Genomic DNA, 13718 nt, shown 5'->3' with positions numbered 1-13718 from the left:
CGCTTAACGATGGCGGCGCAGCCAGATCAGTTTGTACGCCGCCGGGATGATAAATAGCGACAGCAGCGGCGCGGTGATCATGCCGCCTATCATCGGGGCAGCAATACGGCTCATCACTTCGGAACCCGCCCCGCTGCCCCACAAAATTGGCAGCAAACCGGCAATAATCACCGCCACCGTCATCGCTTTAGGCCGTACACGCAGCACCGCGCCGTGATACAGCGCCTCATCCAGCTTCTGCGGCGTGAAGCTTTCCGCTCGTGCCAGCGCGGGTTCATTTTCTATCGCGTGGCGCAGATACATCAGCATCACCACGCCAAACTCAGCGGCGACCCCGGCCAGCGCGATAAACCCGGTGCCGGTGGCAACCGACAGATGAAATCCCTGCCAGTAGAGAAACCAGATGCCTCCCACCAATGCGAAAGGCAGGCTCATCAAAATCAGCAGCGCCTCATCCACGCGGCGAAACGCCAGGTAAAGCAGGATAAAGATAATCATCAGCGTCATCGGCACCATCAGCTTCAGTTTTTTGTTGGCATGTTCCAGCAGTTCGAACTGCCCGGAAAACGCCACGCTGGTACCCGGCCTGAGTTTCACCTGATCGGCAATCGCCGTTTTAAGGTCATTGACCACCGACACCATGTCGCGACCGCGAGCGTCAATATAAATCCAGCTGGTCGGGCGAGCATTCTCGGTTTTCAGCATGCTGGGACCCGACACCACCCTGACGTCAGCCACATCACTCAGGGTGATCTGCTGCTTCATCGGCGTCAGTATCGGCAACTGCCGCAGCGCTTCCGGACTGTCGCGCAGCCCCTGCGGGTAGCGGATATTGATCGGGTAACGCGCGACGCCTTCCACGGTTTCGCCGACCGTGGTGCCACCAATCGCCGATGACACGAACAGCTGGACATCAGCCACCGTCATCGCGTAGCGCGCCGCCTTCTCCCGGTTGATATCCACATCGATGTAACGCCCCCCTTGCAGGCGCTCCGCCAGTGCCGAAACCACGCCAGGTACAGTTTTCGCGACTTCTTCGATGCGCTGAGCGGTGGTATCGATATCCGCCAGCACCGAGCCTGAGACTTTGATACCAATCGGGCTTTTAATCCCGGTGGCGAGCATATCGATGCGGTTACGGATCGGCGGTACCCACAGATTGGCCAGCCCCGGCAAACGCACCCGCGCATCGAGTTCATCGATAATTTTGTCGATCGTCATACCAGGCCGCCACTCGGCTTCAGGCTTCAGCTGGATGGTGGTTTCCACCATCTCCAGCGGCGCGGCATCGGTCGCGGTTTCCGCTTTGCCCGTTTTGCCAAACACGGAGGCCACTTCCGGCACGGTTTTGATCAGTTTATCCGTGGTCTGCAATAACACCGCCGCCTGCCCCGGCGAGACGCCCGGCAGGGTCGATGGCATATACAGCAGGTCCCCTTCATTGATTTTCGGCAGGAACTCACCGCCCACCTGACTCAGTGGCCACCAAACGGTGAAGATCGATAGCGCCGCAACCAGCAAGGTCAGCTTCGGCCAGTGCAGCACCTTCAGCAGCAAAGGGTGATACATCTTTATCAGCAGACGATTGAGCGGGTTGTCGCTCTCCGCCGGGATTTTCCCGCGGATCCACCATCCCATCAGGATGGGGATCACGATAATTGCCAGCGCCGCAGCGCCCGCCATGGACCAGGTTTTGGTGAACGCCAGCGGGCCAAACAGCCGCCCTTCCTGGCCTTCCAGCGTGAAGACAGGAATAAACGACAGGGTGATAATCAACAGGCTGATAAACAACGCCGGACCGACTTCCACCGCCGCATCGGTGATCACCCGCCAGCGGCTATCGTTGTCGATACGTTCATCAGGATGCTGATGTTGCCACTCCTCCAGCCGTTTATGGGCGTTCTCAATCATGACAATCGCCGCATCCACCATCGCCCCCACGGCAATGGCAATGCCACCAAGCGACATGATATTGGCGTTCAGTCCCTGGAAATGCATCACAATGAAAGCAATACACAGCCCCAACGGCAGCGAGATAATCGCCACCAGCGCCGAACGCACATGCCAGAGAAACAACGCACATACCAGCGCAACGACCAGAAACTCTTCCAGAAGTTTATGGCTAAGATTGGCAATCGCCCGATCGATAAGCTGGCTGCGATCATAGGTGGTCACCACCTCAACCCCTTGCGGCAGGCTTTTTTTCAGGCTGTCGAGCTTTTCGCGCACCGCAGCGATCACTTCACGGGCGTTTTTGCCGGAGCGCAGGATAATTACCCCACCGGCCACCTCGCCTTCACCGTTCAGCTCGGCAATACCCCGCCGCATTTCCGGTCCAATCTGCACGCGGGCGACATCACGCAGGATGATCGGCACGCCGTTGCTGCCGGTCTTCAGCACAATGTTGTTGAAATCATCTAAGGTCTTCAGATAGCCGCTGGCCCGCACCATATATTCCGCTTCAGCGATTTCCACCGAAGATCCCCCCGCTTCCTGGTTGGAGGATTCAATGGCGGCTTTCACCTCCGCCAGGCTGATGCCGTACTGCGCCAGCTGCAACGGGTTGACCTGTATCTGATACTGCTTCACCACTCCGCCCACCGAGGCCACTTCTGCCACGTCGGGAATGGTTTTCAGTTCATATTTCAGAAACCAGTCCTGTAATGAGCGCAGCTCCGCCAGATCGTGCTTACCGCTGTGATCCACCAGCGCATATTCATAAATCCAGCCCACCCCGGTGGCGTCAGGCCCGATCTCTGAACTGACTCCAGCCGGTAATTTCCCCTGCACCTGATTGAGATATTCCAGCACGCGGGAACGCGCCCAGTAGAGGTCGGTGCCATCAGCAAAAATCACATAGACATAGGAATCACCAAACTGCGAGAAGCCGCGCACCGTTTTAGCACCCGGCACGGAAAGCATGGTGGTGGTGAGCGGATAAGTGACCTGATTTTCCACAATCTGCGGTGCCTGGCCGGGATAGCTGGTTTTAATGATCACCTGCACATCAGAGAGATCAGGCAGGGCATCAACCGGGGTGTTGACGAGGGTCCAGGCTCCCCAGACGCTGAGAAACAGCGCACCCATCATCACCAGAAAGCGATTGGCGACCGAACGCCGGATAATCCATGCAATCATCGTCGTTCCCTCAGTGCCCGGCGTGTGCATTCGCATCCTGACGCATCCGCGCCAGCGCACCGGTAATATTGGCTTCCGAGTCAATCAGGAACAACCCGTTGACCACCACCGATTCCCCTTCACGTAACCCGGCCGCCACTCCGCTCTGGCGCTGTGATTCCGCCAGCACCCGGATGGCCTTCGGCGCAAAACGCCCCTCGCTGTCCACCGCAATGACCCGCTGCTCATCGCCGGTATCAATCACCGCCTGAGATGGGATCAGCAGCATCTCTTCGCTTTGGGTATTCAGATGCAGATACGCATTCATCCCGGGTTTCAGTAACTCGTCACGGTTAGTTACCTGCAAACGCACCTGTAGCGTGCGGGTGGTCTGGTCAACGCTCGGCAGGATGTTCCATTTTTCGATGTTGAAACTGTAACCGGGATAAGCCGGTATCGAGATGGCAAAACGCGACCTGTCGCTGAGCAACCCGGCAATTGATTCCGGTACCGCTGCGCTGATCCACACCGGGTCCATGCCCTGGATCTGTGCCACCACTTTATCTTTGGAGATGTTCATGCCGCTGCGCAGGTCAAACGCCGTGATCACCCCATCGATAGGGGCTTTGATGGTGAAGCGGGTCTGCACCGTGCGGGAACTGCGCAGGCGCTGAATATCCTCTTCCGGCATCCCGGCCAGACGCAGCCGTTCGAGGATACCTTTCACCTGGGTGGACGATCCTGTGGTCCCGGACAGCAGCAGATATTCGCTCTGCGCCTCCACCCACTCCGGGATGGTGATATCGATCAGCGGTGTGCCCTTGTGGACTTTATCGCCCAGGGTCAGTGGATAGACTTTTTCCACAAAACCCTCCGAACGCGCCTGCACAATTACGAACTGGTAATCGTTAAAACTGACGTTGGCCGGGATGGTCTGGTTATATTGCAGCCGTCCTTTACTGACCTTAATGGTCTTCAGGCCGAGGTTTTGTACCAGCACCGGATCAATACGCATACCTTTGTTGTTGTCCGCTTCACCTTCATCCGCGTATTTGGGTATCAGGTCCATATCCATAAACGGTGACTTGCCCGGTTTGTCAAATTTGGTATCGGGTTTCATCGGGTCATACCAGAATAAAACTTTGCGTTCTGGTGCCTGCGCTTCTATTTTATTTGCGGAATAAACAGCATGAAAAGCGACTGTAGCCATCAGCCCGCCTATTATCAGGCTACTGACCATCACCGCAGCGTATTTTAATTTCAACGACGCCATAATTGTTCCTGACCAACATCATTTTATTAAGAATGACTGACTGTTATTTCCTGCAGCAGTGCGATATTTCCCTGCTGAATAAAAGAGAAGTTAACCGGGCTACCCACTTTTAAGGCGTTGATACTGTCGTCCTGGGTAGTAAAGGTAAAGCGCATGGTCATGGCGGGCCAGCCCAGCGCCGGGATCGCCTGATGGGCAATAGTGATTTTTTTATTCGCTAAATCAATCTGTTTAACCACACCCGTAGCGCTAATCACCGGCTGCTGAGCCGTCATTGCTGCCTGTGACATCATGCCCTGGTGTTGCTCGCTGGCCTGTACGCCTGAAGCGACCAGTGCCGGAATCATGCCGAATAAAGCCACTTTAATGAATTGATGCATAATATTGACTCCTGAAGTCGTTGCTAGCGAAGTTATTCTGTCCAGCCACCGCCAAGGGCAGTGAACAAATTAATTTCATTGACCTGCTGTGCATATTGCAGATCCAGTAAGGTTTGCCGGGTGGTGAATAATGAACGTTCCGCATCCAGCACTTCGATATAACTCACCGCACCGCTGGCATATAATCCGCGTGCGCGTTGCAGCGTAACTTGCAGGGAAGCAAGATAACGCTGCTGCGCGGTAATTTGTTTGCTGAGGCTGTCACGCAGCGCTAACGCATCGGCGACGTCCTTAAACGCGTTTTGAATTTTTTGTTGGTAATTCACCACCGATTGTTGCTGGCGCACGTCGGCGAGCGTCAGGTTGGCCTGGTTACGACCGGCGTTAAAAATCGGCATGTCGATTTTTGGCACAAAATTCCACATGCCGCTGCCTGTGGAAAATAGGTTCGACAACGCCTCGCTGCTGCCCGACAGCCCGCTGGTCAGGCTAATCGAAGGATAGAACGCGGCCCTGGCCGCACCGATATTGGCATTGGCCGCCATCAGCTGGTGTTCCGCTTCCAGCAGGTCCGGACGCTGGCGCAGGATTTCCGAGGAAAGCCCGGCAGGCAGCGTCACCGGGTTAAGATCGCCCACCGTGCCGCGTTGATCATCTGGCAGGCCCTGCCAGCTGCCCACCACCAGCTGCAAGGCATTGTTCGCCTGCGCCCGCTGCCCTTCCCGGTTGGCAATTTCAGCCTGGGTGCTTTCAATCAACCCGTGTGCCTGTTCCACCGCCAGCACATTGCTGCTGCCCGTAATCAATTGTTGCTCCACAAAGGCGGAGGATTGCTGATAATTCAGCAATGTCTCTCGGGCAATGCGCAGCTGTGCCGTCGCCAGGCGCTGGCTGAAGTAACTCTGAGCAACCCTCGAGATCAACAGGATATGCACCGCGCGCCGGGCTTCTTCACTGGCAAAATAGTTTTGCCGATCGGCTTCGCTCAGATTTTTTAATCTGCCGAAGAAATCCAGCTCAAAGCTCAGATCCAGCCCGGCCTGAAACTGTTTTTCCGTCAGGTCGCCACGTTTCAGGCTACCGCTGTAACTCGCTTCGGTGGAAGCATCCAGCTGCGGATAGCGGTCGGCATTGGTTACCCGATACTGCGCACGCGCTTCCTGCACTTTCAGAGCCGCCATGCTCAGGTCAAGGTTCTTGCGCAGCGCCACATCAATAAACTGCTTAACCTGCGGGTCAACAAAAAAGGTCCGCCAGCCGGTGTCCTGATAGCCTGCACTCACCGGCACCAGCGTATTGCGAGAGAGAGAAAATTGTTGCGGCACCGGGAGTTCTGGACCTTGATATTCAGGGGCCAGCGAAACACATCCCGCCAGCAAAAACACCGTAGCCGCCACCAGTAATGTTAATTTGACCATATGCCCGTTGTTTCCAGATGATGACGCGGGACACTGTAACGAAGCGACTCTGTTGGCAGGGTGACCCAACAATGACAAAGCTGTCATTTTCGACTGAAGTCGTTGATATCGCCCTTTGGCTCCCTAGAATGGCATCCGATGGGCTGACGGAACGGTGAGAAGATGAAAATACTGATTGTTGAAGACGAGGTGAAAACAGGCGAATACCTCAGCAAAGGGCTGACCGAGGCCGGGTTTGTGGTTGATCGTGCCGACAACGGCCTCACTGGCTACCATCTGGCGATGACCGCTGAGTACGATTTGATCGTCCTGGACATCATGCTGCCCGATGTCAACGGCTGGGATATCGTGCGTATGCTGCGCGCCGCCAGCAAAGGGATGCCCATTTTGTTACTGACCGCGCTGGGCACCATTGAACATCGCGTGAAGGGACTGGAGCTGGGTGCCGATGATTACCTGGTGAAACCCTTTGCCTTTGCCGAGTTGCTGGCACGCGTCAGAACGCTGCTGCGTCGCGGGGCCAATATTATTCCTGAGAGCCAGTTCCAGCTGGCGGATCTCACCTTTGACCTGGTCTCCCGTAAGGTGAGCCGCGCGGGTACCCGCATCACCCTGACCAGCAAGGAATTCACCTTGCTGGAATTTTTTCTCCGTCATCGTGGTGAGGTTCTGCCCCGTTCGCTGATCGCCTCGCAGGTGTGGGATATGAATTTTGACAGCGATACCAATGCCATTGATGTCGCGGTGAAACGGCTGCGCGCCAAGATCGATAACGACTTTTCCCCCAAACTTATCCAGACCGTGCGCGGCGTCGGTTATGTGCTTGAGGTGCCGGATGAAGATTAAGTGGCTGCGCCGCCCTGTGTCGCTTGAGATCCGGCTTACCTTCTTTATCAGCCTTGCCACCATCATTGCTTTTACCACCTCAGCCTGGATTATGCTGCATTCAGTGCAGAATCACTTTGCGGAACAGGACGTCACGAATCTGAAGCAAATCAACAGCACGCTGACGGCCATCCTGCAAAACCCGACCGCAACAGAACAGCAAAAAGTGGAGAAAATAGACTCCATTCTCGACAGCTACCGTTATATCTCGGTGATGCTGCTCAACCCGGAAAATCAGGTTTTATACCGTTCGGCAGAAGGGCCAGATTTGATGTCGCTGGCCAGCACCACAGGGAATAGCGATGAGGTATTTTTGTGGTCAGACCCGATGGGCGCGCATGCGGCTCATAGCGGCAAGGGCAGCTACCGGGTACTGGCCACTGCCATCGGCTCGCCCTACAACGGCCACACCAGCACCGACCGACTGCTGATCGCCCTGTCGATTGATTTCCACCTGCATTACCTCGACGCGCTGAAACATAATCTGTTAATCATCGCGTCAGTGATTAGCCTGCTGATTATCCTGATCGTGTTGCTGGCGGTTCACCAGGGTTATCTGCCGTTACGCAACGTCAGCCAGCAAATAAACAACATCACCTCGAAAAATCTGGATGTCCGGCTGGAGCCCGATAACGTGCCGATTGAGCTGCAACAGTTGGTGATGTCCTTCAACCATATGATTGAACGTATTGAAGATGTATTCACCCGCCAGGCCAATTTCTCTGCCGATATCGCCCATGAGATCAGAACCCCCATCACCAATCTGGTGACACAGACGGAAATTGCCCTCAGCCAGCCGCGCACGGTGAAAGAACTGGAGGATGTCCTGTATTCCAGTCTGGAGGAGTACAACCGGATGGCGAAAATGGTCAGCGATATGCTGTTTCTCGCTCAGGCGGATAATAATCAACTGATCCCGGAACGCGTCCCCCTGGATCTGCGCACTGAAATCATCAAGGTGTTTGAGTTTTTTGAAGCCTGGGCGGAGGAACAGCAGGTCGGGCTGACGCTGGGAGGAGACGCTGCGAGGGTTAAGGGTGATCCGCTGATGTTGCGTCGCGTCATCAACAACTTACTCTCCAACGCCATTCGTCATACGCCTGCGGGTGAGTCGGTTACCGTCCATCTGCAACAGCGTGATGCCTGGGTAGAGCTGAGGGTTGAAAATCCGGGCGTACCCATTGCCCCAACGCATCTGGCACGACTTTTTGACCGGTTTTATCGTGTTGACCCATCACGTCAGCGAAAAGGCGAAGGCAGCGGCATCGGGCTGGCCATCGTCAAATCAATCGTCACCGCCCATCAGGGGGAGATTCACGTTGCTTCTGATGCGGTGTCCACCCGGTTTACCCTGCGGTTGCCCCGGATTCAGGGCTGAACAGATGGTATGCTTTTGGAAAAACAAAACCATGCTTTCCCTCTGTAGAGGCGCGATTTATCGCGCGCTTTTTGGCTGGGGCATTGCTGATAATAGCGCGATAAATCGCGCCGCTACGGGACAATGCTATTGCTCATCAAAATACCACGCAGGGTAATTCTTTCTAATCATCTCTCCTGCATCGCTGGCATGGATATGATGTTTAAGTTTAGCAAACTCAAAACCCGGATATTCCGACATCACTCCACCCTCTTTTTCTTTTATGACGATCATATCGTCCAGAATGGTTTTTCCCTCTTCCTCCGTTAACCTGTTCTCCTTAATCAAATTGATAACTTCCGTAGCAAAAACCTCTGCGACTTTACCGGTATTGGAACGTAAAAAAGCACGGCCAAACAGTGTCACCTCGAACCAGGCATAGCCCACATCTTCAACCACTTTTTTGCTGAGTTGTTTTATCACTTCCTGTTTATCCAGCAGCCCTGCCCGCAGCGCTTCCTTGATAAAAGAGAAGTAGTTACGCAGTAGATGACAATCTTTATCCGGCAAACCTGCCAGAAAACTTAGGATTGTTTTACCCGATTCACCTTTGATTGTCAGAAATTCGGCCCGTTCATTTACCGGAACATGCCTGAGGAAGAATACGAAATCTTTGACTGACAATCCCGTAAGGGCTGCATAAAAAAGTTCCTGTTGTGAAATTTTTGTTTGTGTAGTCAGGAAAGTATTACAAATATCTCTTTGGTCATTTCTTTCATGCAAAAGAGATAAACGGCTTCCTTCCAGGTAGCCTGGAACAGCCGTAAAATAGGACAGGCCATTTATCAGTCTGGCGGGCGAGTTAGTCACAAATTCAATGCTATCCTCTTTATTAATAAAAGAAAATATATTCATCTTACTGAGTCCGGACAGATCATTCATCTCAGTAGCAAAGTACCCAGTGGTGTGCGTCGGGTCATAAACCGCTATCTGATAAGCACCATTATTGCAGGAAAGCACTAACGCCATGGTATGATGCATACCAACGGTAAATTCATGCAGATTTTCCTTAATCATATGTGGGCGAGAGTAAATAAGGAATGGCTTTATCAGGACCTTATCATTCTGCATCTTCAGAAATTCTGAGTAAAAAAATTCACCCCATAATTGATAATCAACCAGATAGTTCTCTTTCCCGTGAGCAAGAATCGCTAATGTTCTTTCCTGGGTATTTATCGATATATTTTTCGCGATGGATCCTGCATTTTGCGTCGATAAACTTAGCGATTTTATCACCTGTGCAGCATCAGGCGTATTTGCCAGAAACACATCAATAAAATTCATGGCAAAATTATTGCATTTTACCGAAGTGGCTGAGTTTAAAAAAAACGCCGAGTCATCATTGAACTTTGCTTTAACGATATCCAGTCTGGAAACTATGGGCTGAGGTGAGATTGTATAAAAGGAAGGCTTATCATTGACATTTTTCACGCTGGTTGCAGAGATACTGATATCGTCTTCCGCTACCTCGTCAATAACTTCCAGCAAAGTACATCTGGCGATAGATTCTATCGGCATATTCACTCCTTGATTTTTAGGAAATCCATTGCCAGAACCTTACTGCTTACCTCCGTGACATGCTAAATATTCCTGTCGTTATCAGGGTAAAATCAGGAGTCGTCGCGGCACGATGTATGCTACATCGCACCGCGACGGTCATTGCTCCTTACGCCATAGTTTTCAGCATGTGCTGCGCCAGCCGCAGACTCAGCGCTGCGCCGGTCAGTGTCGGGTTCATACAGGATGCTGAAGGCATCACGCTGGTCCCGGCAATCCACATATTCGGATGGTCATGGGTACGGCAATCGCTGTCCACCACCGAGTTTTTCGGATCGTCGCCCATAATGGTGGTGCCCATAATGTGCTGACGATCCTGATACCTGGTATCGATCGACAAAATTTCCGCGTTCAGCAGTTCGGCGAACTTATGGAAATCCTTGATGCCCTCATCCTTACCCGCATGCCAGTAATCCGTGACGCTGTAATAAATCTCCGGTAAAGGAATACCAATCGCATCCTTTTTGGTTTTGCTCGGCGTCACGCGGTTCTCCGGCAACGGCAGCGTTTCAAAATCGATAGCAAAGTTCAGCGATCGCGCCGACTGGCGGCGAATCTCTTCATCGAGTTTTGACCCCAGCACCCCTTTGGCGATCAGCGACGCGGTGTAATCAGCGGTAGGCACCGTGTTACGCACCTTGATCTTATAGCTGGGGAAATCCTTGCGGAACGCTCCATCACGGTTGTTGAGATACACCAGCAGCTCGGTCGGTCCCTGGCCGGGCCACACATCTTCCGACATCATCACGTTCATACTGATGCCGGTATGCCCCATCAGGTTACGTCCTACCTGATCGGAAGAGTTGGCAATGCCGTTGGGATATTTTTCCGATGTGGACATCAGCAACAGCTTCGGTGATTCGATACCGTATGCCGCCAGCACAAAATAATCGGCGGTTAAGTGATGTTCCGAACCGTCCGGTTTTTTATACCAGACACCGGTAATCTTACCGTCGTCCCCGGCTTCGATGCGGTACACCACCGAGTTATCCAGCAGTTTCGCGCCCAGTCGTTCGGCTTCGTCGATATGCATCGAACCGTCATACTTGGCGGCAATCGGACACACCGGGTTGCAGTTATTGTTACCGGCGCACATCGGGCGTTTGCCCCACGGCTTCGTCGCGCGACCGTTCGGCTCCAGCACCGGGTTATATCCCCCCTTGCCGAGCATTTCAGTCAGCCGGTCAAACATATAACTGGTCGGCAGACCGGTCATCGGGAAAGGCGTTGAGCGCGGCGGCCAGGCTTTTCCGCCTTGTCCGCTTTCGTCCTGACCATCCATGCCAGACACGCCCAGCTCATGTTCTGCTTTGCCGTACCAGGGCTCCAGCTCGTCATAACCGAATGGCCAGTCGCGCCCGCGACCGTACAGCGTGTTGAGCCTGAAATCATTGGGGATCATGCGCCACAATGCCGAGCCAAAGTGCCAGGTGGTGCCTCCCACCACACGCAGGTACTTGGTCGGATATTTCACCGGCCCCACCTGTTGCAGATAATCGCCGTAAGTAGAAGGAATGTGTGGCGGATTCGGATAGGGCGAACCGACACCCTGCAATTTGATGTTGGTTAACGACATCTTGAAGGGCGAGTTGCGAAAGCGCTCAACAATTTCCTGCCTTGAGACGCGTGGACCGGCCTCAAGAATGATCACCGATTTACCCGCTTTCGCCAGTTGGGTGGCAATCAGTCCGCCCATTACGCCAGATCCAATGATGATGACATCGGCGTTTTTATTTTGTGCACTCATGCGCGTTCTCCTGCTGTTGCCACTTTACCCGGTTCCGTTACCGCCCAGAAAAAAGGTCCGCCGCCGTAAGTCGGCACCACCAGCACGTCTCGCGTGGGCAGATACATCAGCGCATCAGCGTAGGCGATCAGCTCCAGATCGCTGCCATCACCCACCACCCCGGAATACCAGGCGGAGATGATGGTGCGTGCGGTTTGCCAGTCGGCATTATCCGGGCCGGTAGCCGCAAGGAAGTCGTCAACATGAGAGAAATGTTGTTGTTGCAGCAGGGTATGCAACGCATCCAGCTTTTGACTGAATTGTGCATCGTGCTTCGTCAGCGCGGCATAGTAGCGCTGGCCGAGGATCGGGCTAACAGAACGACTGACCAGGAAGCTGGAAATCGCCAGAAACGGATTGTCGGCCATCAGTTCTGCCGCCTGCCCGCGCGCCGGGAAAATCGTGTTGCACATCGCGCCCAGTGAGAGAATACCCATGCCCTGGAGCAACCGACGCCTTGAGAGCGAAATGTTATGCGCCATGATGTTTTCTCCTGCGCGAAATCGAAACGGCCAACACAATAATGATCAGGACAACCACGGCACCACCCCAGGCCAGCGGCTGTGCCAGCTTCGCAATCAGCGGAGGTTCACCGCCGTTACGGAGGATTTTTACCTGTTCAGGCGTGACGTTAAGCTGGGCATTGCCAAAGTTTTTCAGCACATAGTTGCTGACATCGGCAATCTGCTGATCGGTCAGACGATCGGTAAAGTAGGCATCCGGGCCAAAGCCAGGCATATCCACCGGCTTGCCGTTAACCGTGCGATGCACGCCATAAACAATGGTGGCAATCAGGTTATCGGCCTGCGGTGCGCCCGTCGCGGTGTTGTGGAACAGCGAAGGATAGATAACGTTGCCCGCACCATCCGGTTGATGACAGTTGGCGCAGGTACTGCTGTACACTGCCCAGCCGGGATCGGTGTTTGGCAAGGCACGCAGCGCGGCTTCATTCACCGCAGGTTTACCCTGATTATCGCGTGCCGGGAGGCCAGGCGCACTCACTGCCGGGACCTGGCGCAGATAAGCCACCATCGCGTTGATATCATCATCTGACAGATATTGCAGGCTATGCTCAATCGCTTCGGCCATCGGGCCTGCCGCCTGCGCTTTGCCCGCCACATGGCCGGTTTTCAGGTATTGCGCGATTTCGGCGTCGCTCCAGTTACCTATGCCCGCTTCACGATCCGGGGTGATATTCGGTGCGTACCAGCTGCCGAGGCTGCCGCCGGACAGTGCCTTGTCGTTGTTCTGCCCCATCAGCGCATTACGTGGCGTATGGCAGGTGTCGCAGTGCGCCAGCGCATTCACCAGGTAATCACCGCGATTGACGGCCGCAGATTTACCCGCATCCGGGGTAAACCGCTGGTCATCAGCAAACAATGCATTCCACACCATCATGCTGGCGCGAATATTAAACGGAAAAGGTAAATCAGTTTGTGCAGGGATTTTATCGTCCGGTTGTACTCCGTGCATAAAATAAGCATATAACGCATGAATATCGTCATCGCTAATTTTGGCATAGGAGGTATATGGCATCGCCGGATAAAGATGCTGCCCCTGTTTATTCACCCCTTCTCTCACCGCCTTAGCAAAATCCGCTTCGCTATAATTACCAATTCCTGCGATTTTTGATGGCGTGATATTACTCGAAACAATATTCCCCAATGGGGAGGAAATAATATAACCGCCTCCCATTTCTGCACCGTTTCCTGGTGCGGTATGGCAGGCTCCACAGTCTGCTGCAATAGCCAGATACTTGCCTTTCGCAATAAGCGCCGCAGAGTCGGTCGCATTTTCAGCATGGGCTGAAAATGTGGCAGACAGCAGAATGCTCAACGCGAAAGGCAGACAACCCCGTCTAACCTTTCTTGCCTTCATTTTAATT

At 53.8% G+C, this 13718-nt stretch carries 10 protein-coding genes; 2 read left to right on the top strand and 8 right to left on the bottom strand.

Going from position 1 to position 13718, the window contains the following annotated elements; translation table 11 throughout:
• Positions 1-3 precede the first annotated feature (3 nt).
• From CUN67_RS23615 to CUN67_RS23600, 4 genes are read right to left on the bottom strand one after another with little or no spacing between them, the layout of a single operon-like run.
• The gene (locus CUN67_RS23615) at positions 4-3138 is read right to left on the bottom strand and encodes a CusA/CzcA family heavy metal efflux RND transporter (protein WP_208717923.1); all 3135 of its coding nucleotides are present in this window, start codon (positions 3136-3138) and stop codon (positions 4-6) included.
• A 10-nt stretch (positions 3139-3148) separates the two neighbouring features.
• Positions 3149-4390: an efflux RND transporter periplasmic adaptor subunit gene (locus tag CUN67_RS23610; RefSeq protein WP_208717922.1), complete on the bottom strand. Its 1242-nt coding sequence runs from the start codon at positions 4388-4390 to the stop codon at positions 3149-3151.
• Positions 4391-4416: 26 nt separating this feature from the next.
• Entirely contained in the window at positions 4417-4770 is a 354-nt protein-coding gene (gene cusF, locus CUN67_RS23605; protein ID WP_208717921.1) for a cation efflux system protein CusF, read from the bottom strand.
• 32 nt (positions 4771-4802) lie between these two features.
• The gene (locus CUN67_RS23600; RefSeq protein WP_208717920.1) at positions 4803-6188 is read right to left on the bottom strand and encodes a Cu(I)/Ag(I) efflux RND transporter outer membrane protein; all 1386 of its coding nucleotides are present in this window, start codon (positions 6186-6188) and stop codon (positions 4803-4805) included.
• 162 nt (positions 6189-6350) lie between these two features.
• Here CUN67_RS23600 and CUN67_RS23595 point away from each other — a divergent pair, with 162 nt between their 5' ends.
• Both CUN67_RS23595 and CUN67_RS23590 read left to right on the top strand, forming a co-directional pair.
• On the top strand, positions 6351-7034 hold the full coding sequence (locus tag CUN67_RS23595) for a copper/silver response regulator transcription factor (RefSeq protein ID WP_208717919.1): 684 nt from the start codon (positions 6351-6353) through the stop codon (positions 7032-7034).
• On the top strand, positions 7024-8451 hold the full coding sequence (locus tag CUN67_RS23590) for a Cu(+)/Ag(+) sensor histidine kinase (protein WP_208717918.1): 1428 nt from the start codon (positions 7024-7026) through the stop codon (positions 8449-8451). Before CUN67_RS23595 ends, CUN67_RS23590 begins: the two co-directional genes overlap by 11 nt.
• A gap of 126 nt (positions 8452-8577) precedes the next feature.
• On the opposite strand, the gene CUN67_RS23585 is transcribed toward CUN67_RS23590, so the two are convergent.
• The 4 genes from CUN67_RS23585 to CUN67_RS23570 all read right to left on the bottom strand — a co-directional run bounded on the left by CUN67_RS23585 (position 8578) and on the right by CUN67_RS23570 (position 13711).
• The gene (locus CUN67_RS23585; protein ID WP_208717917.1) at positions 8578-10008 is read right to left on the bottom strand and encodes a ShET2/EspL2 family type III secretion system effector toxin; all 1431 of its coding nucleotides are present in this window, start codon (positions 10006-10008) and stop codon (positions 8578-8580) included.
• A gap of 148 nt (positions 10009-10156) precedes the next feature.
• Positions 10157-11794: a GMC family oxidoreductase gene (locus tag CUN67_RS23580; protein ID WP_208717916.1), complete on the bottom strand. Its 1638-nt coding sequence runs from the start codon at positions 11792-11794 to the stop codon at positions 10157-10159.
• Entirely contained in the window at positions 11791-12315 is a 525-nt protein-coding gene (locus CUN67_RS23575) for a sugar dehydrogenase complex small subunit (protein WP_208717915.1), read from the bottom strand. The genes CUN67_RS23580 and CUN67_RS23575 overlap by 4 nt, the downstream gene beginning before the upstream one ends.
• Positions 12305-13711, bottom strand: coding sequence for a c-type cytochrome (locus CUN67_RS23570; protein ID WP_208717914.1), 1407 nt, complete (start codon positions 13709-13711; stop codon positions 12305-12307). The genes CUN67_RS23575 and CUN67_RS23570 overlap by 11 nt, the downstream gene beginning before the upstream one ends.
• Between the last annotated feature and the right edge of the window lie 7 nt (positions 13712-13718).

Source organism: Pantoea cypripedii (assembly GCF_011395035.1).
In the GTDB taxonomy this organism is placed as follows: domain Bacteria; phylum Pseudomonadota; class Gammaproteobacteria; order Enterobacterales; family Enterobacteriaceae; genus Pantoea; species Pantoea cypripedii_A.
The sequence above is the reverse complement of the archived record's forward strand: the minus strand, read 5'-3'. Positions and strand labels throughout refer to the sequence as shown.

What these genes read in the sequence shown, in the direction of transcription:
- CUN67_RS23615 (WP_208717923.1), bottom strand. Translation starts at nt 3,138, where the DNA reads ATGATTGCATGGATTATCCGGCGTTCGGTCGCCAATCGCTTTCTGGTG.
- CUN67_RS23610 (WP_208717922.1), bottom strand. Translation starts at nt 4,390, where the DNA reads ATGGCGTCGTTGAAATTAAAATACGCTGCGGTGATGGTCAGTAGCCTG.
- cusF (WP_208717921.1), bottom strand. Translation starts at nt 4,770, where the DNA reads ATGCATCAATTCATTAAAGTGGCTTTATTCGGCATGATTCCGGCACTG.
- CUN67_RS23600 (WP_208717920.1), bottom strand. Translation starts at nt 6,188, where the DNA reads ATGGTCAAATTAACATTACTGGTGGCGGCTACGGTGTTTTTGCTGGCG.
- CUN67_RS23595 (WP_208717919.1), top strand. Translation starts at nt 6,351, where the DNA reads ATGAAAATACTGATTGTTGAAGACGAGGTGAAAACAGGCGAATACCTC.
- CUN67_RS23590 (WP_208717918.1), top strand. Translation starts at nt 7,024, where the DNA reads ATGAAGATTAAGTGGCTGCGCCGCCCTGTGTCGCTTGAGATCCGGCTT.
- CUN67_RS23585 (WP_208717917.1), bottom strand. Translation starts at nt 10,008, where the DNA reads ATGCCGATAGAATCTATCGCCAGATGTACTTTGCTGGAAGTTATTGAC.
- CUN67_RS23580 (WP_208717916.1), bottom strand. Translation starts at nt 11,794, where the DNA reads ATGAGTGCACAAAATAAAAACGCCGATGTCATCATCATTGGATCTGGC.
- CUN67_RS23575 (WP_208717915.1), bottom strand. Translation starts at nt 12,315, where the DNA reads ATGGCGCATAACATTTCGCTCTCAAGGCGTCGGTTGCTCCAGGGCATG.
- CUN67_RS23570 (WP_208717914.1), bottom strand. Translation starts at nt 13,711, where the DNA reads ATGAAGGCAAGAAAGGTTAGACGGGGTTGTCTGCCTTTCGCGTTGAGC.